The organism is [Phormidium] sp. LEGE 05292 (assembly GCF_015207735.1).
Taxonomy (GTDB): Bacteria; Cyanobacteriota; Cyanobacteriia; order Cyanobacteriales; family Aerosakkonemataceae; genus Floridanema.
On the sequence record NZ_JADEWG010000095.1, the window covers coordinates 1 to 25,240 of the forward strand.

Here is a 25,240-nt window from a genome sequence, read left to right on the forward strand (position 1 = left end):
CGTTTAACAACTCTAATTTTAAAATGAAGAATCCTTCTTTTTCATAAGCAGTGAAAACTGTAACGTTTGGTAAGTTTAATAAGGTATCTAGATGAAAATCCATCGTCCTTTTCGGGTAAAATGTAGTGCTAACTACATTTTACCCCATGATGCCGGAAGACCCAATTAATGGAGGCGATCGCATAACCAAAAATAACCCTATCGCACTTTTCCCATCAACACAAAAAAGAGCGATCGCATTTTTTCCTGGTAGTGCGATCGCATAACCAAGCGATCGCCTTTTCTAAACTTAGTTGAAAAAAGCGATCGCATTTACTCTACTATTGAGCTTTTTCTCCTTCGTGGCATTTATCGTAGTATTAATGTCATTTATTTCAGTATTTGACATCGTTACTAGTTAAACTCAAACAAGTTACTCGCTAAACTCAACCCAGTTACTCCCTCGACAAATCCAATGAGTTCAGAAGTACCTGTACCTGTGAAGAAAATACTTGTGCCGCTCTTGCCTCCGAGTGAGTATAGTTCACTTAACTCATACGACTCAGGATTTCCTTTGAGTTGAATGGTATCCTCGGTGCGTAAATCTTTGATGAGGGCGTAGTCCTTCAGCCCATTTCCTGTGTAATAAACGTTTTCGACATCTCCTAACACAAAAGTGTCAGGGCCATTACCACCATACAGGATATCGATTTCACTGTAACCAGGACAGCTGGCACTGGGATTTGTTCCAATCAGAGTATCGGCTCCATTCCCCCCACGAAGCACGTCATTACCTTCTAGCCCAACAATATAGTCTTTACCATTGAGTCCGCTAATGTTGTCCCATCCATTGGTTCCGGTAAGAACATCTTGACTGTTTGTGCCAGCTATCTCATTAAGGTCGAAGGAAATGTTGTAGGTGATATTTTGCGAAAAAGTTCCATAATTTGCCTTTACATCCTGGTAAGCTGGAAACAAAGGATGATTTTTTTTTGGTACTACCAAGTTATCGAAGGCAAAAGCTCCGCCGAAGTTGATGGCTGTTGGCTCAGGAGGTAAAGCTGACAAATCCAATGCTACGTAAAAACCATCAGCAAACGCCTTTTTATGGAATCCAGCATTAACACCAAAGACATTTCCTGCTGCTGCTTGATAGGTAAAGGGCCCTCTAGCTTGTTGATAATCTGGGGGCTCAGGGATTATTTCAGCCTTGCCCGCACCGAGGCGAATGAAAAGATCTTGTGCAGTATCGGCAAAAGCTGCGGCGAACTGCTGTACTTGTTCATTTTTAATTAATTTCACCGGAATGCCGTAAAACTGGTTAAATTGATCTACATCCCATTCTGTGTTGATCAAAGGAGCAAAGACATAGTTAAATCCCTGATTTACTGGTATTTCAACTGTCCGTGTAACTGGATCGCTCGATGTACTTCCTGCCAAGAAAAAGAATGGAGAAAAGATTTGTCCTGCCCCTGGATCTCCAATTCCAGAAAACGGATTATTACCTTGAGTATCTGGGAAGGAATAAGCCCATTTCCACCATTCTGCGGAAACTGCGGCTTTTGGCTCGGTAACAGCTTGTAAAAGTAGATCTGACATAGCTATTTTCTCCTTTTAACTCGCTTCAAATTATGTAAATTAATCTCATCTCATATCTGCCTTTTGAAATGCGAAATTTGGGCTTCAAGCTAGAACAGGTAGATTGTGCTTGTATCTGGATCGTTTTTTACTTTTACATAAGGCGAACTTACGAGGAAGCGATCGCCTAATATTGCCAGCGAATATTCAAAACATTCGGTATTGTATTGGGTATTTTGATATTGAATTTAAGCCTAAATCTTAAGGAATTTGTGAGGAAGCAAAAAATTTTTGTTTTAAATAAATTAATGCGTTATGGGTAATAATTCTGGCAGTAAAAACTTTTGTTACTTATTGAAAATTTCATAGTCTTCTTGCACATCCTAGCTAGCCTAGATCTTCCCAAAATTGCTGAGATTGGTAGACACTGCCACAAAAATTTACATTTAATTGCGGCAAAATAGATGTTTAAACGTTACAATAGCGTGTTCATCTGCCCAACCTAAGCTTTTGAGAATTGCCTCCGTGACGATCGAGGTAATTTTCAATGGATGAAGAAACCTATACTTATAGATCTGGGCAATAAGATAAAAAGAGGTCGCTGCATGGCATCCATCCGCGAGTTGCACCAACAACTCATCAGCAAAGAACGTTCGGCTGTAGAAATAACTAAGGAAGCTTTGGAACGCATTGAGGCGGTAGAACCGAAAGTGCGTAGTTTTTTGTGCGTCACAGCAGATAAGGCTTTAGAACAGGCTAAGGCGGTAGATGCAAAAATTGCCGCTGGTGAAGAAATTGGGCTGCTGGCGGGAATTCCTATTGCCATTAAGGACAATATGTGTACTAAAGGAATTCCCACAACTTGCGGCTCAAAAATTTTGCAAGGTTTTATCCCTCCCTACGAGTCAACCGTAACTCAAAAGTTGGCGGAAGCTGGGGCGGTAATGGTGGGTAAGGCGAACATGGATGAGTTCGCAATGGGTAGTTCTACGGAAACTTCGGCTTATCAGGTTACAGCTAACCCTTGGGATTTGGAAAGGGTTCCCGGTGGTTCTTCGGGGGGTTCGGCGGCGGCTGTGGCGGCTGATGAGGCTGTGGTGTCTTTGGGTTCGGATACGGGGGGATCGATTCGGTTGCCTGCGTCTTTCTGCGGTATTGTGGGGATGAAGCCGACTTATGGTTTGGTTTCTCGCTACGGTTTGGTGGCTTATGGTTCTTCTTTGGATCAAATTGGGCCTTTTGGTCGATCGGTAGAAGATGCAGCTATTTTACTCGGTGCGATCGCAGGTTACGATCCCAAAGATTCCACTAGTTTAAATGTGAAAATCCCCAATTATGCTAAGTCTTTGAAACCGAATTTCAAAACTAGGGGAGTTCTCCGAGTTGGCGTGATTTCGGAAACTTTTGGTCAAGGTTTAGATCCAACTGTGGAGAAAGCTGTAACTAAAGCGATCGAAGTTTTGCAAGAATTAGGTGCAGAAATTCATGTAATTTCTTGTCCCCGTTTCCAATATGGTTTACCAGCATATTACATTATTGCTCCTTCGGAAGCTTCGGCAAATTTAGCCCGCTATGATGGAGTGAAATATGGTATACGCGATGAAGAGGCGAATAATCTTTTATCTATGTATACTAAGACTCGCGCTGCTGGATTTGGGCTGGAAGTAAAGCGGAGGATTATGTTAGGAACTTATGCTTTATCAGCAGGTTACTATGATGCCTATTATTTGAAGGCACAAAAAGTCCGCACTTTGATTAAAAAAGACTTCGATAGTGCTTTTGAAAAGGTGGATATTTTAGTTTCTCCTACTGCGCCAACAACAGCATTTAAAGTAGGTGATAAAACTGCCGATCCTTTGAGTATGTATTTGACTGATTTGATGACAATTCCAGTAAATTTGGCAGGTTTACCTGGGTTGAGTATTCCTTGCGGTTTTGATGAACAAGGTTTACCAATTGGTATGCAATTGATCGGCAGAGTATTGCAAGAGGAATTACTGTTGCAAGTGGCTTATGCTTACGAACAAGCAACTACTTGGAATGAGAAAAAGCCGCAGTTGGATTAACTGGGGACTGGGGATTGGGGACTGGGGACTGGGAAATTCCCAATTCCTAATTCCTCATCAATTACCAACTACCAACTACCAACTACCAATTACCAAAAACTATGTCTTTTGTTGGTTTACACACGCACAGCGATTACAGTTTACTTGATGGCGCAAGCCAAATTCCTGAACTGATCGATCGCGTTATAGAATTGGGTATGCCTGCGATCGCACTTACCGATCATGGTGTGATGTATGGTGCGATCGAATTAATTAAAGTTTGCCGCAATAAGAACGTAAAGCCGATCGTCGGTAACGAAATGTACGTGGTAGAAGGCGAACTTGAAAAACAAGAAAAACGCCGCAAGAAATATCACCAAATTGTCTTAGCAAAAGACACCCAAGGTTACAAAAACCTAGTTAAATTAACCACTATTTCTCACCTGCAAGGCGTTCAAGGTAAAGGAATTTTTTCCCGTCCTTGTATCAACAGAGAGTTATTAGAAAAATATCACGAAGGTTTAATTGTTACTAGCGGTTGTCGTGCAGGTCAAGTTCCGCAACTGATTTTACAAAACAAATTAAAAGAAGCCAGAGAATGCGCTAAATGGTATCAAGACGTATTTAAAGATGATTATTATTTAGAAATTCAAGATCATGGTTATTTAGAAGATAGAATTGTTAATGTTGAAATCGTTAAAATTGCCCAAGAATTAGGCATCAAAGTTGTCGCCACTAATGATTCTCATTTTACAGGTTGTTCAGATGTGGAAGCGCACGACGCTTTATTATGTATTAATACAGGTCAAAAATTAATAGAAGAACAAAGAATGCGCTATAGCGGGACAGAATATTTAAAATCCCCTGACGAAATGGCGCAATTATTCCGCGATCATTTGCAGGATGAAGTTATTAAACAGGCAATAGAGAACACTTTAGAAGTAGCAAATAAAGTTAAAAAATACGAAATCTTTAACGAGCCAAGATTACCTGATTATCCTGTTCCTTCCGATCATACACCTAGCACTTATTTAGAAAAACTTGCTAGAGAAGGATTGCAAGAAAGATGCAATAGCCGTACTTATAACGACATTGAACCAACATATAAAGAACGGCTGGAATATGAATTAAAAATGATCGAACAAATGGGTTTTTCCACTTACTTTTTAGTAGTGGGAGATTACATCAGATTTGCCAGAGATAAAGGCATTCCAGTTGGGCCAGGAAGAGGTTCGGCGGCGGGTTCTTTGGTTGCTTATGCTTTAAAAATTACTAATATCGATCCGGTACATCACGGGCTTTTATTTGAACGTTTCTTAAATCCAGAACGGAAATCAATGCCAGATATTGATACGGATTTTTGCATTGAAAGAAGGCAAGAAGTTATTGAATATGTTACCGAAAAATACGGTAAAGAAAGGGTAGCGCAAATTATTACTTTTAACCGTTTAACATCTAAAGCAGTGTTAAAAGATGTCGCTAGAGTGTTGGATATTCCCTACAAAGAAGCGGATGAAATGGCGAAATTAATTCCGGTTGTGCGGGGAAAACCAACTAAGTTAAAGGTGATGATTTCTGATAATACTCCTGCCCAAGAGTTTAAAGAAAAATATGATAATGATGAAAATGTCCGGCGTTGGATTGATATGGCAATGCGGATTGAAGGTACTAACAAAACCTTTGGTGTTCACGCTGCGGGTGTGGTAATTTCGGCTCAACCTTTGGATGAAGTTGTACCTTTACAAAAGAATAATGATGGTTCAGTAATTACTCAGTATTTCATGGAAGATTTGGAATCTCTGGGTTTGTTAAAGATGGACTTTTTGGGGTTGAAAAACCTGACAATTATTCAAAATACTTTAGATTTAATTGAGAAAAATCGCGGATTTCATGTCGATCCAGATGATATTACTGCTGATGAAAGAAAGGCTTTTAAAATCTTAGGCAAAGGTGAATTAAAAAAACGACCGCAAGAGGTGGAAAAAACTTATAAGGTTCTAGAAAAAGGACATTTGGAAGGGGTTTTTCAATTAGAATCTTCGGGAATGCTTGATGTGGTGAAAAAGTTAAAACCGTCAAGTATAGAAGATATTTCTTCAATTTTAGCGTTGTATCGACCGGGGCCTTTAGATGCGGGGTTGATTCCGAAATTTATCGATCGCAAACACGGCAGAGAAGAAATTCAATACGAAGATAATAACTTAGAACCGATTCTAAATGAAACCTATGGCATCCTAGTTTATCAAGAGCAAATTATGAAAATTGCTCAAGATTTGGCTAATTACACTTTAGGCCAAGCTGATATATTGCGTCGTTGTTTGAGTGGTTCAACAGAGGTAATTGATTCAGCTACAGGTCGGTTGGTTACATTAAGTGAAATTGCCAAAAAGCCAGAGTATTGGTTAGGAAGAAAAGTATTTTCCTTGGATTTAGAAACGCAAAAGATTGTTCAACAACCAATTACAGAAATTCATCCAAATGGGGTGCGAGATGTTTGGGAAATTACTACTAAAACTAATCGCACGATTAAAGCAACAGACGATCATTTATTCTATACCCTGTTAGGATGGAAGCCTTTAAAAGCGTTTAAAGTTGGCGATCGCATTGGTTTAGCTAAAACATTACCTATTACTCATAGCAGTGAAGTTTCGGATGCACAAATTAAATTGACTGCTTATTTAATTGGTGATGGACATCTTTCGACTAGAAGCCAGCATCCTGAATTAATGGCGATCGCAAATTCGGAAGTATTCTGGGATGAAATTGTTTCTATTAAATATGTGGGAAAAGAAGAAGTTTTCGATCTAACTATTCCAGAAACACATAACTTTATTGCTAATGATTTTATTGCTCATAACTGCATGGGTAAGAAGAAAGCTGACGAAATGCAGAAGCAAAGGGAACTTTTTATTGATGGTGCAACTAAGAACGGAGTTAGGCAAAAAATAGCTGAAAAACTATTCGATCAAATGGTTTTGTTCGCGGAGTATTGCTTCAACAAATCCCATTCAACCGCCTACGCTTACGTTACTTACCAAACCGCTTATTTAAAAGCAAATTTCACAGTCGAATACATGGCTGCATTGCTAACAGCTAACAGTGGCGATCAAGATAAAGTCCAAAAATACATTGCTAACTGTCAGGAATTAAAGATAAAAGTAGAAGGGCCAGATATTAACCGTTCCGATATTAATTTTACACCTTCTGATGGGAAAATTTTGTTTGGTTTGTCGGCAATAAAAAATGTGGGTGAAAATGCGATTAAAAATATTTTAGAGGTAAGGAAAGCAGGAGGAAAATTTCAGGATTTGGCGGATTTGTGCGATCGCGTTAACCTCCACAGCGTCAACAGTCGCGCCTTAGAAGCTTTAATTAAATGTGGCGCATTAGATTGTTTGAATACCAATCGTCAACAACTCATTGAACATTTACCTTTCGTCATCAGTTGGGCACAAAAAAGTAAAGGCGTTTCCGATCAACCAACTTTATTTGACTTAGGAAGTGTGAGAAGTCCCGCCCCAAAAGCGCCCCAAATAAATGATTTTGCCCCCAAAGAAAAGTTACAATTTGAAAAAGAATTGTTAGGCTTTTATGTTTCTGCTCATCCCTTAAAAGCCATAGAAAAATTAGCGCCTAAATTAGGTTTAGATCCCACTCCCATCACACTTAATCAATTCACAGAAAAGCCTAAAGGAAATGTTCATGTAATTGTCATGATTACCGAAATAAAAAAAGTAGTCACTAAAAAAGGCGATCCAATGGCAATTCTGCAAATAGAAGATTTAACTGGCAAATATGAAGCAGTTGTTTTTCCGAAAACTTATGACAACGTTAGTGCGGCTTTGGTAACAGATACACCATTGATTTTAAAAGGTAAAGTAGACGCAAAAGAAGAGCAACTTCAGTTAATTGTTAATGAAGCACAATTAGTTCCAGCTGATGTACTGGCGACTTTAGAAGAAACTGCCACAACAGAAATTGATAAACCAGAAGTTATGGTACTTTTGGAACTTACTTTACAGCAAATAGAAGAACAGCAATTACTCAAAAATCTCGAAGCAATTTTACAGGAATACTCCAGTAACGAAGAGTCTAAAATTCCTGTATTTGCGATCGTACAAGGCAAACATCTCCGTCAAGTTGTGCGCTTTGGCAAAGAATTCTGGGTACAAGATTATGAAAACGCTGTTTCTCGCCTTCAAGATGCTAAATTTAATGCTCGGATTTACCCACCAATTGAATTTTAAAATCAACCAAATCCCTGCCAAATCTTGATGGTTTTATCGGAACTTGCGCTAACAAGTAATTGACCATCAACACTCATTGCTAAACCATTCACCGCACTAGTATGCTCATTTAAAGTAAACAGTAATTCTCCAGTTTCTAAGCGCCATATTTTAATAGTTTTATCACTACTGGCGCTAATTACAGTTTGACCATCAGGGCTAATTTCTACAGCATTTACATATCCATTATGTCCCGAAAAAGTCCGAATTACTTCTCCGTTTTGTAAATTCCACAATTTAATTGTTTTGTCCTTACTTGCACTAGCAAGCATTTGCCCATCAGGACTAAATGCTACAGAATAAACTGAATTAAAATGTCCATAAAGAGTGTTAACTAATTCTCCTGTAGCTAACTTCCAAAGCCTGATTTGGTTATCTAAACCGCCAGTGGCAATTAATACCCCTTTCCGATCGATCGCGATCGCCTTAATCATTCCCGCAGAAGCAAACAAAGTGCGGATTGGCAAACCATTTTTTAGCCGCCATAATTTGATAGTTCGGTCATCACCACCACTAACTAAAATTTGTCCATCTGGACTAATTGCCACCGCATTCACATCTCTAGAATGTTCGGTTAAAGTTTGAATTAAAGTCGCGGTGTGTAAATTCCAAAGTTTAATTTTTTCATCATCGCTAGCACTAGCAAGAATTAAGCTATCAGGACTAATAGTTAAAGAATTAACTGCCTTTGTATGTCCAGACAAACTATGTAAAAGTTCCCCAGTTTGGGAACTCCAAACTTTAATTTGGTCATCTAAACCACCGCTAGCAATCACCTGTTTATTGGGACTAATAGCCACTGCCATTACCCAAGAAGTATGTCCACTTAAGGTATTCACACATCGCCAAATTCGCTTTGCCGAATTGGAATTTGGTTGCAGAGAAACAGGCGGAGGTGTTATCGGACGGCGTGTATTTCTTCCCGGAGAAACTGGTGTTTTAGCAATATTTAAACGTCCTGAAACACCAGGATTAGGTGCAGGCTGTCGGGAAATAGCAGGAGGGGGAGTAATGGTAGATGGTTTAGCAGGTGTGAGATTTTTCGGAATGGAGGGTTCCCAACCAACAACATTTAAATCGTGCAATACTATATCTGCTGATTGATAACGTTCATTCACCCAATCTTTGAGCATTTTATCTAAAATTTGGGCTAAGTTATCGCTAACATCTGCTCCTTTTTTACGTAAAAAATCGCGCCAAATCCATTGACCATTTAAGGGATTATAAAGGCTATCCGGCTTAACTTGGGTCATTAAATAAATACAGGTTGCACCCAAACTATAAATATCACTAGCGGGAAAGACTTGTCCGTTCCGCAATTGTTCTAATGGTGCATAACCTTCTGTACCAATTTTAGTTCCTGGTTGAGAGGCTGTACTTTCTGTAATTTGTTTAGCAATGCCAAAATCTATCAACACCAATTTCCCATCACTTTGGCGGCGAATAATGTTAGTTGGTGTAATATCACGGTGAATTACTTGTCGGGCATGAATGAACTTTAATACAGGTAGAATATCTCTTAAAACTTCCCGAACTTTATTTTCACTAAATACTCCCTCTTGGATTAATTCTTGGTATAAATTTTGCCCTTCAATAAACTGCTGTACTAAATACAAACGTTTATCTTCTTCAAAATAAGCTAACAGGGTGGGAATTTGGGGATGTACTCCTAGTTCATGCAGTCTATATGCTTCTTTGTTAAACAGTTCGATCGCTTTTTCTTGAGATTTCGTTCCTTGGGATTGTACAGAAAACTGCTTGATCACGCAGCTAGCATTTAACATATCTTGATCGGCTGCGAGATAGGTTCTCCCAAACCCTCCCTGTCCAATAGGTTTAATTACTCGATAGCGGTTTCTCAGCAGTGGTTCTAATTTGCTACCGCAGTTTTGGCAGACCTTTCGACCTGGAGGATTCAACGGTTGTTTACAATTGGGGTTAAGGCAACATATCATAATTGGCAAGGCACCCGCAGGCTTAATTTTTTCTATTTAGCAGGTTTTTCTGTCTGAATAGTATCTTGTTTGTTAAGTTTTCTCTTGAGGCGATCGCTTCAGTTCCATTATGGCTTGTCTAAAGCCTAACACTACCAAAATATTAGCCAGTGTTAAAAAAAATTCAGCACCTCCATGCAACCAATCAACATTTGCTAAAGCTTCTCGATAAACTATTTTTGCGTAAATTCCTGCTGGAATGGTGACACCGACAAACACCAAGGTCATATAAAACCCTATTAAACCTAAACGTGGCATTTGTTTGGAACGAGTAATAAACCACAAGAAACCCAAATAGGGAAATAGTGACACAATAAACAGGGTGTCTTTAGAAATCATAGTCCTAATTTAGTAGAAGATTGCGTGTGTTCCTGACTTGCAGGTGTTTTTACCATAGCAGATTTAGCCGATCTCCAAATCAACCAACCAGCTATCAACAAAGTAAAATTTCCCAGTACCGTTGTCGAAGCTTGCAGAGTTACCAACCATTCTAGAGACTTTGGATTATCAAAGTAGTGCCAAGTGCAAGCACACATCGCACTCACTAAAGCTGGCAACATCCCAATAGACAAAGCATACCACGCTCGGTTCTTCGTGACTTCACCATAAGTCCAAATTAGCCAAATCGCTGCGATCCACTCGATAACGCTGGAAAAGTGAATGATCCAAGTAGGGATTGAAAGTACGTGCATGAATCAAAAATAAATAAAATTTATTTTATGTTATCTTGTTTAAGTTAACTAAAATATTTTTATAAATATAAATAAATAGATTTTTCTAGCTGAGTTCACTGCTAAAAAACAAAACTCTCAGCTAGCCTTCTATTCAGATTATCCCTACCCTCAAACTAAGCCGGAACCTTGATTTCCCGTTCCCTATCTGGCTCATCTAAGTCGATCGTTAATTGTAAAGGATTATGTAATTTAATCCTAGCTCCTATTACTTCTGCTTGTTCCTGACTTAAATCTTCTATGTAACCGTCTTTCTCTAATTCGGCTTCCCTTAAACTATCAAAAGGCCCAAAATAATAGATGCAGCTTGGGTTCTTGGTAACAATTTCTAACCACCAAGACATTTTTTTATCTCCTTTTTTTGGCAATTTAGTTGTGCTATTCTTAAAATTTTCACTTTTCCTAAAAAAATGATTCTGTAAATCATTGAACATAGGTGTTAATTATACTGCAAGCTGTGAAGAAAAATTGATATTAAGAATACAATTAGGATAATTTTCCCAAAATTGGCAGTTTTTTTCTAATTATTCCAAAAAAAGATATAAAATTTACCTACCATACTTAGAAAGTATAAAGTTAAGGTTTAACCATAAAAGTGATCCCCAAATTCACTTGCTTATAATTCTATATTCTGCCTTCATAAACAACACATATTACAATCAGTGATTATCTTTTTTACATATTAGATTGCCCAATAAAATTAACCCTATTCTGAAGTAGAATAGCACTTCAGAACAGGGAAGCGAGAGAAACAGTATTTAGTTTTGATTGCCAACATCAAACCTTCAAACCTTCAACTGCTTGGGGACGGGCAAAAATCATCCTTCCAGCAGTAGTTTGCAAAGCAGAAGTTACTATCACTCGCAATTCACTACCCACGTATTTACTACCCTCTTCAACCACAACCAATGTCCCATCATCCAAGTAACCGATACCTTGACTTGGTTCCTTGCCTTCTTTCAGAATTTTCAAATCTAGACTGTCACCAGGTAAGTAACTAGGACGAATGGCGTGGGCTAAATCGTTGATATTTAACACAGGTACTTTTTGCAGAGTAGCAACTTTACTTAAGTTGTAATCATTAGTTAGTAAAGTGCCATTAATTTCCTGTGCTAAACGCACTAATTTAGCATCTACCGTCGGAATATCTTCATAGTCAGCAGAATGAATTACAATTCTTTCTTGATAATCTTCCTTCATTCGGTTCAGAATTTCCAAACCGCGCCGACCTCGCACTCTTTTTTGGTCGTTAGAAGCATCCGCAACTTGTTGTAATTCTCGCAGGACAAATTGTGGCACTAAAATTTGCCCTTCCACAAAACCAGTAGCAAGTAATTCTTCAATCCGACCATCGATAATGCAACTAGTATCTAAAACCTTTGTTGCCGCAGGTTTCAGTGTACCTTCCGCTACCAGCAAAGTTTCTGCTGTATGGGGATTAATTAGTCGTAGGAAGTTGCGTCCGTGAGTGTCTGCTAAACTAATGCCAGTAAAAGCAAACATCACACTACCCAAAACTGCAACTACTGGCTTAATAAAACCAAAGTCTGTGGGAATGGGTAGCAGAAAAATTGGTGCTAGCATCAAGTTGGCTACTAGCAACCCCAACACTAAGCCAATGGCGCGTGTCAAAAGCACGTCCACAGGCATTTCTCGAAATTTTCTTTCCAAACGACGATAGGTAGTCTGGACACTCAAGCCAATGGCAGCGCCGATAATGGCACCAAATCCGGCAAGTACAAATCGTAAACCTTCGATGTTCGTTACTGGTTTGAGCATAGTGTTGGGCAAGAGGTCAATGCTATCGAACCCAATACCAGCTGCTGCGAGGATAAATAAAATAATAATGATTGCGTCAAGCATTTTTTTGCTGCTGATGGTGTTATAGTTTTCATCCGGGAAGAATGAAGAAACCATTAAAAAAATCTCAGCAATTGAGATTTCTATCGTTCCATTATACTCCTTGGTTTGTTTTTGGTTCTTTCGTAGATGCCTGGTAGGAAAACCGTACACCTACAACAGTTCAGCCTTATTTTTAGCAAGCTATTTGATTTAATTTACATATTTACGAATTAATTAAGGTTTGTTCATAATTTGGGATTTTTTGGCAATTTGGGAAATAATATTTTCTTCGTGGCTACTTTAAAGTACTGCCGGAATAACATAAGTCCAATTTTTCAGATTTATCTTTAAGTTCAATCTAAAATCGAATGACTACAATTTTAACGATCGAAAGTAACCATTACAACAAAGATTTGGATATTCCGACTTCTGCTTATGTTCATATTCCTTTTTGTCGGCGACGCTGTTTCTATTGTGATTTTCCGATTTCGGTGGTAGGCGATCGCACTCGCGGCGAAAACTCTGGCACAATTGTCGAATATATTGATATCCTCTGTCAGGAAATTGCCGCGACTCCCGCGCCAGGAAAACCTTTAAAAACTGTGTTCTTTGGTGGGGGAACTCCTTCACTCTTATCAGCCCAACAAATCGCCAGAATTTTAGAAAATTTAGCTAACAAATATGGTATTACCAGTGATGCGGAAATTTCTTTGGAAATCGATCCGGCAACTTTTGATTTACCGCAACTTCAGGGATATAAAAATGCGGGAATTACCCGGTTTAGTTTAGGGGTGCAAGCTTTTCAAGATGAGTTGTTACAAGTCTGTGGTCGATCGCATACTACCGCCGATATCCTAGCCGCGATCGATTTAATTCGTCAAGTTGATATTCCTGAATTTAGCATTGATTTAATTTCTGGATTGCCGAAACAAACGATCGAACAATGGGAAGAAAGTTTAAGAAAGGCTGTGGAACTCAATCCAACTCACATTTCTGTTTATGATTTAATCATTGAAGATGGTACAGCTTTTGGGCGCTATTATCAACCAGGCTCTCAACCCTTACCAACCGATGAAACCACAGCCCAAATGTACCGCCTTACCCAACAAATCTTAACCCTTTCCGGTTACGAACATTACGAAATTTCTAACTACGCCCAACCCGGACATCAATGCCGCCATAATCGAGTTTATTGGGAAAATCGCCCCTATTATGCTTTTGGCATGGGTGCTGCTAGTTACCTCAACCGTCAGCGTTTTACTCGACCCAAAAAACGCAAAGAATACTACGCTTGGGTACAACATTTAATTGCTTCAGACGGCATTTTAGATGCTCCCCAAATTGACGAACATGATATTTTATTAGAGACATTGATGTTAGGCTTGCGGTTAGCTGAAGGTTTAAAAATAGCAGTTTTAGCAGAAAAATTTGGCAGAAAAACCTTAGAAAAAATTTGGCATTGCCTACAACCTTATTATCAAACAGGTTGGGTAGAGATATCTGCAAACAACAGCGCAAATATTGCCCTTTCCCCTACTGACAAATTGCCCGTAACTGGCAGATTAAAATTAACTGATCCCGAAGGATTTTTGTTTTCTAACACAGTGCTTGCAGCTTTGTTTAGCCAGCTAGAAAAGGCAGAAGCAGGAGAAAGTTAAAAAAAGTTAAATAATTTTTTCTTTTTGTTAATTTTTATAAAATATTTTAAAATTTAGGAATTTTTATGATATTAGTGTCACCAAATAGTTAGTACAGTGTGGCAGAAATGATTGAGCAGTTAAAAATAGCTAAAAAGCTAAACATAAAAGCCTTCTGCCTTCTGCCCTCTGCCTTCTGCCTTCTTGCACTAGCAATGGGGATCGATCGGCAAAAAAATTAAAAATTGCTAAAAACAATTTGCCACAAGGCAAATTAAAGATACCAATCTTTGCCAATATTGATAATAGACATCTGGCAAAACTCTTTTAGTTGAATCAGGGAAAAGGTTAAAGGTTAAAAGAAAAAGGAATAATCCGACCCTTGATCCTTGAGCCCAGACCCTTTTCATGGACTTTTGCCAGAAGTTTATGCAATTGCCATGAAGTTGAATTGGCAAAATAAATTGGCAAAAAGGACATGGCTGAAAGAGACATCGACAACAACGCAACAGGCGTTCTGGTTCTAATTATCCCCATAGCGTTCGCAATCATCATCCTATTTAAGGCTTGGCCCTTTCTACTGATCTTTGTTTTGCTCAGTAGTGCTTGGAGTTTTTGGCAACGCTATCAATTGCAAAAGTTGAGCCAACAACTCAACCCTGTGTTTCATCAGTTAATCTTAGAAAACCAAGGATGTGTAACTGCACTAGACTTGGCAATGAAGGCCAATATTTCGGGAAAATCAGCCAAAATGTTCTTAGATGCTAAGGCTGAGGAATTTGCTGCCCAAAAACAAATTTTTGAAGACAAAGGTGCGGTGTATTACTTTATTACTGCCAACACTCTAGGCAAAATATTTGACGCGAGTGATTCAGATGATATTAGTGAAAAAACACCATACCTAAGTCAAGGAAAAGAGTTGTTTCTCAAGGCAATTCCTGAACCGGAAACTACAGATGAAACTCTTGAATTTCTAGATGAAGACATCGAAGAAGAAGATTATATTCCAGAATCAGACCACACAAAGGAGGCGATTCCCAAAAAACATCCGATTTTTCAATCTTTGATTCAATCGGAATTAGCTAGACGGTTGCGCGTACATTCAAGTACGGTGATGAAAAGAAGAGACGATCCCAGTTTTACCGAATGGAGTCGCAGAAGAGATCCAGAGGGACTTGCTTGGGAATATTCACCAGATACTAGGGAATTTTATCCCATAGAATCTACATCACCGCGAAAAAAGTAAAGTAGGGAGGCAATTAATACTGCTCGGTTAAGCATTTTTGGTCTTGGAGGGGCGAAGCATTTGGACAGAGAATCTAGGGTTTGAAGCGATCAATCCTCGCCCAAATGCTTCGCCCCTACTCTTAACCGAGCAATATTGGGGGTGCAATTAATTCTAGGGTTTGTGGTCAAAATCCTTTGGTGATTTGGATAACATTTCTCTGCATCTGGAGCTTCTGAAGTGTTATCCTTAACCAATAAAAGTTTGACCACACCCAATTTCAGGGTAAAAACTTAGGCATGGAATCTGAATATTTAGTTAGTTGTTTATTAGCAGATACACACAATATTTCGGGATTTGTCAATAGACAACTCGTCAAACTCTTGTAAGACAAATCGTAAAACTTATATCTGAAGATTTAAATCTTAAAAATTCCTAATAACATCAAGAATTAACGATAATTTGTTCCATAATTTACAGATAAGGTAATAGATTTGCAGTTATTTTCGCATTAAGCAGGTTCAGCAATTTGTAATCAAGCCTATATCTGGGATGTTTTCCACCTTAATATCCAATAGGACAAGAAAGTGTTTTCCGAATTATGAAAAAAAGGGGAGCTTTTTGATTTGGTTAGCCTACAATCTCTCAATCAGGTTATCTCAACATGAATAAATTAAAGTTTGAGGGTGATTAATTCACTATAAACATCAAGACAGGAGGATTGTAGTGAAATTAGAAGACATAGAAACAGAGCAGTTTTTTGTGATTTTAATGCTGACGATTCTGATCGTCGTAACTTTTATAGAACTGCTATCAAGCTTACAAGCTGACTCCTTTTTATTGCTTTAGTGTAATTTATTCTGGATTCATTTTGAGGGTTAGTTCCTTAGTGGAAATATCATGCTGGAGTATCTTCCCCCGCTCAACGATCATAATTTGCCTTATCCCGATACGATTCATCCCATTGTGGTGCATTTTGTGATTGCAATGGTTTTATTTGCCGTTTTATGCGATGGAATTGGCTATTTTACCCGCAATGCTCGACTGTATGAAGTGAGTTGGTGGAATTTGTTTTTTGCGACAATTTCTATTTTCATTGCTATTATCTTTGGGCAAATTGAAGCGGGATTAGCCGAACCATACTCAGCGGCCGAGTCAACTTTGAATCTCCATACATTACTGGGATGGTCATTATCGGGCATTATTGCCGCAGTTACGGCATGGCGCTATGTGTTGCGATCGCGCGATCCCAAAACTTTGCCCCTCCCATTTTTAGGAGTCGGCTTACTCTTAACCGGACTGGTATTTTTCCAAGTGTATCTGGGGGATGTACTGGTTTGGGTTTATGGGCTGCATACAGTTCCAGTGGTAGAAGCAACACGGGAGGGGATATTGCAATGAGTCCTGATTTAATCGAGCAACTGAAAGGACAATTAGGTGCGAACGGCTTGCCCTATTCTCTACCGATTCATCCCAATTTAGTGCATTTAACGCTGGGATTGTTCATTGTAGCGATCGCCTTTGATATCGTCGGGACACTCTTCCCCCTGGAAAAACCCATCTTCAAATTTCTGGCTATTCCCGCTACCCGATCGAATTTCTTCGACGTGGGTTGGTACAACATTCTAGCCGCTGCCGTGATTACCTTTTTCACCGTAGCAGCGGGTTTCTACGAAGTAATGTTGGCAGAACCTCCAACAGATGTAAAAAGCGCCTGGGGCTTACAGGCAATGGAAACCATGCTTTGGCATGGAGTTGGGGGTGTTGTGTTGCTAATGCTGATCGTGGCAATGGCAGTTTGGCGCGGGTTTCAGCGATTTCTCTGGCGTAAAGATCGCGCACAACAGGTGCAGTGGAGTTATTTACTAGCAGGATTGGGTATTTTCGCCTTGATGTTTGTTCACGGAACGCTGGGAGCACAACTGGCAGCAGAGTTTGGCGTGCATATCAGTGCCGATCGCTTGCTGCGGCTGGGCGAGAATCCAAATTTGCTGTTGAAATGATGGAAAGCATGAAAATTCGCACAATTTTAATTTTAGGAACAATTGCGATCGCCCTTGCCCTCGTCAGCCTGTGGATGGGACAACAAGCCTATACCTGGTTGCCCCCGCAAGCCTCTGTAGAAGCTGAGTCGATCGATCGATTATTCAGCTTTCTGGTAACGCTGGGAACCTTTATTTTTCTGGGAGTTGTGGGGACGCTGACTTACTCAGTGCTGTTTCAACAAGCGGGTAAATACGACACCAGCGATGGCCCTCATATTGAAGGGAATCTGACGCTGGAAATCGTTTGGACGGCGATTCCCTTTGTGCTGGTGGTCTGGATTGCTGGCTACAGTTACCACATCTACGATCAGATGTCAATCTTGGGGCCGATGGATCATGTCCATGTAAAAACTATGGGTATGGCAACCGCAGAAGCGGCAACCTTAGATACTCCAGAAATGAAAACCCATCCGATTGAAGTCCGTGCCCGTCAATGGGTGTGGGAATTTTACTATCCTGAGCAAAACATTACCAGTACGGAATTGCATTTACCCAGCAACCAGCGGGTGAAACTGGTATTGCGATCGGAAGATGTGCTGCACGGCTTTTATGTACCAGCCTTTCGCGTCAAACAAGACATCATCCCCGGTCGAGTCATTGATTTTGAATTTACACCAATTCGGGAAGGACGGTATCGGTTGCGCGATTCTCAGTACAGCGGCACTTATTTTGCCGCCATGCAAACCGATGTAGTAGTAGAGTCTGAGCAAGCTTATCAACAGTGGCTGATCGACGCAGCCGCAAGTCCGCCTATCGTAGCCTATAACCGGGCTTTTGATGAATATAACCGAGCCCATAATCCCATCAGCACAGGCTGGAAAACGGTTGAACCTGCGCCTCCCCCGATGGTTAATGCTCCTGCCAATCGTTCCACAAATCCCCCTAGCGGTCAAAGCTTGTAAACCATGACAAATCTTTCGGTTGAAACAATTACTCAGATTGAACAACCACTTCCTGGTGCGCCTGATAACTGGAAGCGATTTTTCAGTTTCAGCACCGATCATAAGGTGATTGGCATTCAGTATTTGGTGACATCGTTCTTTTTCTTTTTGATTGGCGGCATTTTCGCCATGATTATTCGCGGCGAACTGATTACCCCGGAAGCTGATTTGCTCGATCGCGCCGTTTACAATGCCATGTTCACCATGCACGGCACAGTCATGCTGTTTCTCTGGACATTCCCTTCCCTAGTCGGACTATCCAACTATCTCGTGCCTTTGATGATTGGGGCAAAAGATATGGCATTTCCTCGTTTGAATGCAGCCGCATTTTGGATGGTGCCAGTATTTGGGGTGATTCTGATGGCGAGTTTCTTCGTACCGGGAGGCCCTTCTCAGTCCGGTTGGTGGGCTTATCCTCCCGTGAGTTTGCAAAATCCTACGGGCAACTTGATTAACGGACAGATGTTGTGGTTGCTGGCAGTGGCAATCTCTGGCGTGTCTTCGATCATGGGGGCAGTTAACTTTGTGACTACGATTGTGCGAATGCGATCGCCCGGAATGACCTGGTTTCGGATGCCTGTGTTTGTGTGGACAGTGTTGGCAGCCCAAATCATTCAACTGTTTGGCTTACCTGCGTTAACAGCAGGGGCAGTAATGTTATTGCTCGATCTTACCGTTGGTACTAGCTTTTTTGACCCAGCCAAGGGCGGCGATCCGATTCTGTTCCAGCACTTCTTCTGGTTTTATTCTCACCCAGCAGTTTATGTGATTATTTTGCCGATTTTTGGCATTTTCTCCGAGATTTTCCCCGTCTATGCTCGTAAGCCACTGTTTGGCTACAAAGTAGTTGCCATCTCATCACTAATTATCACGGGGTTGAGTGGTATTGTCTGGGTTCACCATATGTTTGCCAGCGGTACACCCGGTTGGATGCGGATGGTATTTATGGCAACTACGATGTTGATTTCCGTTCCGACTGGAATTAAGGTTTTTGCTTGGGTGGCAACGGTTTGGGGCGGTAAGTTACGGTTGAATACTCCCATGCTGTTTGCTTTGGGTGGTTTGGTGATGTTTGTGTTTGCGGGGATCACCGGGATTATGTTGGCATCTGTGCCGATCGATATTCATGTCAACAACACCTACTTTGTCGTCGGACACTTCCACTACGTCATTTATGGTGCGGTGGTGATGGGAATGTATGCGGCGTTGTACCACTGGTTTCCCAAAATGACCGGGCGAATGTATTCTGAAGGTTTGGGTAAGTTGCACTTTGCCCTAACTTTTCTGGGTACTAATCTCAATTTCTTTCCCATGCACCCTCTAGGATTGCAGGGAATGCCCCGTCGCGTCGCCTCCTACGATCCTGAGTTTGCTTTCTGGAATGTGGTTGCCAGCTTAGGCGCGTTTTTGTTGGGGATGTCTACTTTGCCATTTATTCTGAATATGATTGGCTCTTGGGTACAGGGCGAAAAAGCACCGCAGAATCCTTGGCGAGCGATCGGTCTAGAATGGTTAGTCTCTTCTCCCCCTACAGTGGAAAACTTTGAAGAATTGCCGATCGTAATTTCTGAACCCTACGGCTACGGTAAATCAGAACCGCTAGTTGCTAACCCTGATGCGCTGGAGGTGAGTCATGAATCCAACTAAAATCGACCCTTCACTCAACTCTCATGTTGAATCAACCCATATCTCTGGGCTGCATGGGACAGTAGAACATACTCATGATGAAGCGGGTAATAGTATGTTTGGCTTCATTGTGTTTCTGTTGTCGGAAAGTGTGATTTTCCTCAGCTTTTTTGCTGGCTATATTGTTTACAAAACCACCGCTTTAGATTGGCTGCCAAAGGGTTTTACTGGTCTTGAAACCCACGAACCAGCTATTAATACAGTAGTGCTGGTTTCTAGCAGTTTTGTCATTTACATTGCTGAACGCTTTCTTCATGTCAAAAATCTCTGGGGTTTCCGGGCATTCTGGCTGCTGACAATGGCGATGGGAAGTTACTTTTTATATGGTCAGGCGGTGGAATGGCGCAATCTCCCCTTTGGTTTTACTGATGGTGTGTTTGGCGGCACTTTTTATTTGCTCACCGGATTTCACGGTTTGCACGTAATGACGGGAGTGCTGTTACAGACAATTATGTTGGGGCGATCGTTCATTCCAGGCAACTACGATAAAGGCGAATTTGGTGTGGCTGCTACTTCACTGTTCTGGCACTTTGTCGATGTGATTTGGATTATTTTGTTCATTTTAATTTACATCTGGCAGTAGTCCTAAAAACCCAAGTTTTCCCGATCGGGAAATCCTCTTCTCTTAAATAAACTTTGCCGTCGATTCTGATGCGATTCCTGTCAGTTCCAAAACGAACATGAGGTTTTATGATTATTGATGACCAATCCTACGATCTGATTATTGTTGGTACAGGTGCGGGTGGAGGAACTCTCGCCTATAAGTTGGCTGCTACGGGGAAGAAAATCTTGATTTTGGAACGGGGCGATTTTATGCCCTTAGAGGAGCAGAATCGCAGTAATGTGGATATTTTTAAGCGGGAACGCTATCATGCACCGGAACAGTGGTATGACAGTGCGGGAGAACCATTTTCACCACAGATGAATTATGCAGTTGGTGGTAATACTAAAATTTATGGGGCGGCTTTGCTGCGATTCCGAGAACGGGATTTTGAAACTGTCAAGCATCAAGCTGGTGTCTCCCCAGAATGGTGTTTGAAATACTCGGATTTTGAACCCTATTACACGGAAGCGGAAACACTTTACAAAGTTCATGGTCAGGCAAATGTCGATCGCACTGAACCCCCCCGCAGTGCGGATTATCCTTTTCCACCAGTGGCGCAGGAGTCCCAAGTTGCTGAAATCTATGAAGCTATTGGTAAGCTTGGTCTTCACCCCTCTCGGTTGCCTTTAGGTTTGACGCGCCAAGAGGACGATCCGACCAACGATTCTGAGGTTAGCGGCATTATTCCAGCCTTAACACATCCCAATGTCACCCTGAAAACCGGAGCGAAAGTGGTTCGTCTGCACATCAATCCATCAGGTCGGGTGGTGAAAGGGGTGCAAGCTGAGATCGCTGGACAATCCTACCTATTTCTAGGGGATATTGTGGTGTTGGCTTGTGGTGCGGTGAACTCGGCGGCGTTACTGTTGCGTTCGGCGAGCGATCGCTATCCCAACGGTTTAGCTAACAGTTCCGGTTTAGTTGGGCGCAACTTGATGAAAAGTTTAATGAGTGTGGTGGTGCAACTGAGCACTAAACCAAACTCTGGTGCTTTTCCAAAGACGGTTTGTGTCAATGATTTTTATTGGGGCGATGAGGATTTCCCTTATCCAATGGGACATATTCAAAACTCTGGCGGACTGCTTACCGATGTGATTTTTGCGGAAGCACCGCCAATGTTTTCGCTACTGGCAAAATTTATGCCCGGATTTGGGTTAAAGCAGTTGGCAACTCATTCGATCGGTTGGTGGGCACAAACAGAAGATTTGCCCGATCCCAATAACCGAGTGCGGTTTGAAGGGGGAAAACTATTTGTTGATTATACTCCCAACAACATCGAGGCGCACGATCGCTTAATTTATCGCTGGATCGAAGTGTTGAAAAGAATTGAAAAAGAACTGGATGGTTTTCAGCGGGGATTTCTGCATCCACGAGGAGAAATTCCGATTCAGGTGATGGCAAATCAATGTGGAACTTGTCGCTTTGGCGAAGATCCCGCTACTTCAGTTTTAGACCCTAACTGCCGTACTCATGATGTTGATAATCTCTATGTGGTTGATGGCAGTTTTTTCCCCTCGAATACCAGCGTTAACCCAGCTTTGACGATTATTGCTAATGCTCTGCGCGTGGGCGATCGTTTGATTGAACGTTGGCGATAAATATTAAGTCCGAGAATATTCCTTTTCACCGATCGCAATCAGTTCCAAAAATCTCTAAACTGATTCAATGGTAATTTTTTAATTAGGTAGACATTGATCAGCACTCTCTCTGTTGCGCCAAATGATTGGTTCGGTTTGCTTTCTCGATTGTTACTCGCCTTATTTCTAGGAGGAGTAATTGGCTGGGAACGCGAACGCAAAAATAAACCAGCTGGCTTAAGAACCCATATATTAGTCAGTTTTGCTGCTGCTCTGTTTGTCATGGTTCCGATCGTTGCGGGAGCAGTCAACAATGGCGATAGCATTTCCAGAGTAATTCAGGGGGTAGCAGCTGGTGTCGGTTTTTTAGGTGCAGGAGAAATAGTTACGTCTTCAGGAGAGCATTCTAGATCAATTCCAGTTCGGGGACTGACTTCCGCCGCTGCGATTTGGGCTTCAGCTGCTTTGGGGGTTACGGCTGGCTGTGGCTTATGGCAGTTGGGCTTAATGAGTGCTTTCCTGTGTTTTTTAGTTTTAAGAGTGTTGAAAAAATCTGAGGTTCACTAATCTTGTAGCCTAAACGATACTTTCCCACGCTTGGGCTACTACGTCTTTGAGCCAACGGCGTTGCTCTATATCCAATAAGCAATCGTCAGCTAAAACTTCGTCCGTTAGTTGCTCTAAAGATTTGCCTTCCGATCGAGAAATTTTAATTACTCCTGCGATCGCAGCTGCAATTAGTTCCTCATCTATACTTTTTTGTTTTAACGCCACTACCTCTTCCGGGCTGGCTGGAATGGGATAATTCATAGCTAGCTAATTAAGTTATCTCCGTAAAGATTTACAAAAATGAGAGAATTGTAAAGATTTTTAAATTGGCATTAAGTATCGGCAATTATATCGCACTTTTAATGCCTGTCAACACCATCTCTTTACTTAGCTTTACCGACCTTACTGAGCATGAAAGAAATCCTTTATTTAGAAGTCCCCACCCCGAATACAGATGTGGTTCGCACTTGGTTACAACAGGAGTTTGAGCCAGTTTCGGGCGAAAAAGTAATTACTCAAGATGGCTTTTGCCTGAGTTCTCCTAAAACTACAAGTAGTACTACAATCATTCCAGAGACAGATATTCAGCTTTCAGTTTTTGTGTGGTCGGTACAGCGATCGACTTATGTAAAGGTATTTCGTTGGGGGGATCGAGCTTTTCCTCAAGAACAAAAAATTTTACAACAGTTAACCGTTCAAATCAGGAAGCAATTTCCCAATGAATATCCTGAACCACCTGCGATCGATCTTTCCCAGCAATCAATCTTTGACGCACTCGCCCCTTACTACCCCTTAACCGTCCATTACTTTCAAAAAATGCCCAACGGTGAAAATGACCTAAAACGTGCTTACTGGTGGGAAATGCGTTGGCGCGAAGGTGTGCGAAACCCCCAAAAACCCCAGCAAGTAATTTTTGAGTCAGCAACCCAACCACAAAACAGCGAAACCACCCAAAAATACGACTTAATTTATATTGGTGGCGCATTGGGAGTAATTCACGCCGCAGTCATGGCGCAATTAGGTTATCGAGTATTATTGGTGGAACGTTTACCTTTTGGCAAAATGAATCGGGAATGGAACATTTCCCGGATGGAATTTCAAAGTTTAATTGATTTGGGTTTGTTTACTCCCGCTGAATTTGAAAGTGTAATTGCACGGGAATATATTGATGGATTTAGCAAATTCTTTGATGGCAATAATCCTCCCCATTTAAAAGCACCAATTTTACACACGCCCACAGTGTTAAATATCGCTTTAAACTCCGAAAAATTGCTGCGTTTATGTGGAGAAAAACTCAAAGCATTAGGGGGTGAAATTTGGGATGAAACAGAATTTATCCGCGCCGATATTAGCGAAGAACAGGTATCTGTGCAGTTAAAACATTTACCTAGTCAAACAGATAAACAAGCAACTGGGCGGTTGTTAGTTGATGCAATGGGAACAGCTTCACCAATTGCTTGGCAATTAAATAAAGGTCGAGCTTTTGATAGTGTTTGTCCGACCGTTGGGGCGGTATTAACTGGAATATCACCAGAAGTTTGGGATTCAGAATATGGTGATGTTTTATTGAGTCATGGTGATATTTCTAGAGGTCGTCAGTTAATTTGGGAATTGTTTCCTGGCGAGGGTGATGAACTGACAATTTATTTATTTCACTACCATCAAGTACACCCGGAAAATCCCGGTTCTTTGTTGGAAATGTACGAAGACTTCTTTACTATTTTGCCGGAATATCGCCGTTGCGAGCTGGATAAATTAGTGTGGAAAAAGCCAACTTTTGGTTATATTCCGGGACATTTTAGCGTGGGAAGTCGCGATCGCACAGTGGCGTTCGATCGACTAATTGCGATCGGTGATGCAGCTTCCTTACAATCACCCTTAGTTTTTACCGGATTTGGTTCTTTAGTGCGTAACCTTTCCCGCTTAACAGAACTTTTAGATACCGCCTTAAAACATGACCTGCTCAAAACCAAACATTTAAACCAAATTCGGGCTTACCAAAGTAATATTGCCGTCACATGGCTATTTTCTAAAGGCATGATGGTTCCCACAGGCAAATATTTACCACCCCAAAGAATTAACTCCATGTTAAACACTTTCTTTGGCATATTAGCCGCCGAACCGCAAGATGTAGCTGAAACTTTTATCAAAGATAGATTCGATTGGTTAACCTTCAATCGACTAGCATTAATAGCTGCCAAAATTAACCCAGCTTTATTACTTTGGATTTGGGAACTCGCTGGTGCAAAAGACATTTTCCGTTGGTTAGGTAGTTATCTCACCTTTACCTTCAACTCATTAATTAGTTGGCTATTATCCGGTTGGTTTCCTGATTGGTTACGCAGTCAACAACCTTGGTTAGAAAAGCATTATCCAGCACTTTGGTTATGGTTACTCGCTCAAAGTTACGCCTTCACCACAGGCATGGGAAAACCCAAATCTCGCAATTTCCAACTATCAGCTTACCAAAGTAAAAGTCTCGAAGTCCAACACTAAAGGCAGGGGTGCAGGGGGGCAGGGG

At 41.0% G+C, this 25,240-nt stretch carries 20 protein-coding genes; 13 read left to right on the plus strand and 7 right to left on the minus strand.

Annotation, left to right across the window (positions count from 1 at the left end; genetic code table 11):
• Positions 1-125 precede the first annotated feature (125 nt).
• A complete protein-coding gene (locus tag IQ264_RS22010; RefSeq protein ID WP_193982949.1) occupies positions 126-266 on the plus strand; it encodes a hypothetical protein in 141 nt (46 codons plus the stop codon).
• A 127-nt stretch (positions 267-393) separates the two neighbouring features.
• Here IQ264_RS22010 and IQ264_RS22015 read toward each other — a convergent pair whose 3' ends face one another.
• Positions 394-1,578 carry a calcium-binding protein gene (locus IQ264_RS22015; RefSeq protein WP_193982950.1) on the minus strand — a complete coding sequence of 395 codons (1,185 nt, stop codon included), beginning with the start codon at positions 1,576-1,578 and terminating at the stop codon, positions 394-396.
• 584 nt (positions 1,579-2,162) lie between these two features.
• Between IQ264_RS22015 and gatA the strand changes: the two genes are divergently transcribed.
• Positions 2,163-3,623, plus strand: a complete 1,461-nt coding sequence (gene gatA / locus IQ264_RS22020) for an Asp-tRNA(Asn)/Glu-tRNA(Gln) amidotransferase subunit GatA (protein WP_193982951.1) — start codon at positions 2,163-2,165, stop codon at positions 3,621-3,623.
• A 101-nt stretch (positions 3,624-3,724) separates the two neighbouring features.
• Entirely contained in the window at positions 3,725-7,849 is a 4,125-nt protein-coding gene (dnaE, locus tag IQ264_RS22025) for a DNA polymerase III subunit alpha (RefSeq protein WP_193982952.1), read from the plus strand.
• 2 nt (positions 7,850-7,851) lie between these two features.
• Here dnaE and IQ264_RS22030 read toward each other — a convergent pair whose 3' ends face one another.
• The 5 genes from IQ264_RS22030 to IQ264_RS22050 all read right to left on the minus strand — a co-directional run bounded on the left by IQ264_RS22030 (position 7,852) and on the right by IQ264_RS22050 (position 12,476).
• Entirely contained in the window at positions 7,852-9,843 is a 1,992-nt protein-coding gene (locus IQ264_RS22030; RefSeq protein ID WP_193982953.1) for a protein kinase domain-containing protein, read from the minus strand.
• A 72-nt stretch (positions 9,844-9,915) separates the two neighbouring features.
• The gene (locus IQ264_RS22035) at positions 9,916-10,221 is read right to left on the minus strand and encodes a DUF3593 domain-containing protein (protein WP_193982954.1); all 306 of its coding nucleotides are present in this window, start codon (positions 10,219-10,221) and stop codon (positions 9,916-9,918) included.
• Positions 10,218-10,574, minus strand: coding sequence for a DUF2499 domain-containing protein (locus IQ264_RS22040; RefSeq protein WP_193982955.1), 357 nt, complete (start codon positions 10,572-10,574; stop codon positions 10,218-10,220). The genes IQ264_RS22035 and IQ264_RS22040 overlap by 4 nt, the downstream gene beginning before the upstream one ends.
• Positions 10,575-10,729: 155 nt before the next feature.
• Positions 10,730-10,957 (minus strand): DUF1816 domain-containing protein, encoded by a 228-nt coding sequence (locus IQ264_RS22045; protein ID WP_193982956.1) that lies wholly within the window; start codon positions 10,955-10,957, stop codon positions 10,730-10,732.
• A gap of 433 nt (positions 10,958-11,390) precedes the next feature.
• On the minus strand, positions 11,391-12,476 hold the full coding sequence (locus IQ264_RS22050) for a PIN/TRAM domain-containing protein (RefSeq protein ID WP_193982957.1): 1,086 nt from the start codon (positions 12,474-12,476) through the stop codon (positions 11,391-11,393).
• A 347-nt stretch (positions 12,477-12,823) separates the two neighbouring features.
• On the opposite strand from IQ264_RS22050, the gene hemW reads away from it, so the two are divergent.
• The 9 genes from hemW to IQ264_RS22095 all read left to right on the plus strand — a co-directional run bounded on the left by hemW (position 12,824) and on the right by IQ264_RS22095 (position 22,737).
• Entirely contained in the window at positions 12,824-14,113 is a 1,290-nt protein-coding gene (hemW, locus tag IQ264_RS22055; RefSeq protein WP_193982958.1) for a radical SAM family heme chaperone HemW, read from the plus strand.
• A 457-nt stretch (positions 14,114-14,570) separates the two neighbouring features.
• On the plus strand, positions 14,571-15,338 hold the full coding sequence (locus IQ264_RS22060) for a hypothetical protein (RefSeq protein WP_193982959.1): 768 nt from the start codon (positions 14,571-14,573) through the stop codon (positions 15,336-15,338).
• An 879-nt stretch (positions 15,339-16,217) separates the two neighbouring features.
• Positions 16,218-16,718, plus strand: coding sequence for a DUF2231 domain-containing protein (locus tag IQ264_RS22065; protein WP_193982960.1), 501 nt, complete (start codon positions 16,218-16,220; stop codon positions 16,716-16,718).
• Positions 16,715-17,320 (plus strand): DUF2231 domain-containing protein, encoded by a 606-nt coding sequence (locus IQ264_RS22070; RefSeq protein ID WP_193982961.1) that lies wholly within the window; start codon positions 16,715-16,717, stop codon positions 17,318-17,320. Before IQ264_RS22065 ends, IQ264_RS22070 begins: the two co-directional genes overlap by 4 nt.
• Complete coding sequence (locus IQ264_RS22075) at positions 17,317-18,264, plus strand: cytochrome c oxidase subunit II (RefSeq protein ID WP_228061726.1); 948 nt, start codon at positions 17,317-17,319, stop codon at positions 18,262-18,264. The genes IQ264_RS22070 and IQ264_RS22075 overlap by 4 nt, the downstream gene beginning before the upstream one ends.
• A gap of 3 nt (positions 18,265-18,267) precedes the next feature.
• Positions 18,268-19,950 (plus strand): cytochrome c oxidase subunit I, encoded by a 1,683-nt coding sequence (gene ctaD / locus IQ264_RS22080; protein ID WP_193982962.1) that lies wholly within the window; start codon positions 18,268-18,270, stop codon positions 19,948-19,950.
• Positions 19,937-20,572: a cytochrome c oxidase subunit 3 gene (locus IQ264_RS22085; RefSeq protein WP_193982963.1), complete on the plus strand. Its 636-nt coding sequence runs from the start codon at positions 19,937-19,939 to the stop codon at positions 20,570-20,572. The genes ctaD and IQ264_RS22085 overlap by 14 nt, the downstream gene beginning before the upstream one ends.
• Positions 20,573-20,679: 107 nt before the next feature.
• The gene (locus IQ264_RS22090) at positions 20,680-22,191 is read left to right on the plus strand and encodes a GMC oxidoreductase (RefSeq protein ID WP_193982964.1); all 1,512 of its coding nucleotides are present in this window, start codon (positions 20,680-20,682) and stop codon (positions 22,189-22,191) included.
• A 93-nt stretch (positions 22,192-22,284) separates the two neighbouring features.
• Positions 22,285-22,737: an MgtC/SapB family protein gene (locus IQ264_RS22095; RefSeq protein ID WP_193982965.1), complete on the plus strand. Its 453-nt coding sequence runs from the start codon at positions 22,285-22,287 to the stop codon at positions 22,735-22,737.
• A gap of 9 nt (positions 22,738-22,746) precedes the next feature.
• On the opposite strand, the gene IQ264_RS22100 is transcribed toward IQ264_RS22095, so the two are convergent.
• Complete coding sequence (locus IQ264_RS22100; protein WP_193982966.1) at positions 22,747-22,980, minus strand: hypothetical protein; 234 nt, start codon at positions 22,978-22,980, stop codon at positions 22,747-22,749.
• Between the two features lie 150 nt (positions 22,981-23,130).
• Between IQ264_RS22100 and IQ264_RS22105 the strand changes: the two genes are divergently transcribed.
• Positions 23,131-25,215, plus strand: a complete 2,085-nt coding sequence (locus IQ264_RS22105; RefSeq protein WP_193982967.1) for an NAD(P)/FAD-dependent oxidoreductase — start codon at positions 23,131-23,133, stop codon at positions 25,213-25,215.
• The last annotated feature ends 25 nt before the right edge of the window (positions 25,216-25,240 follow it).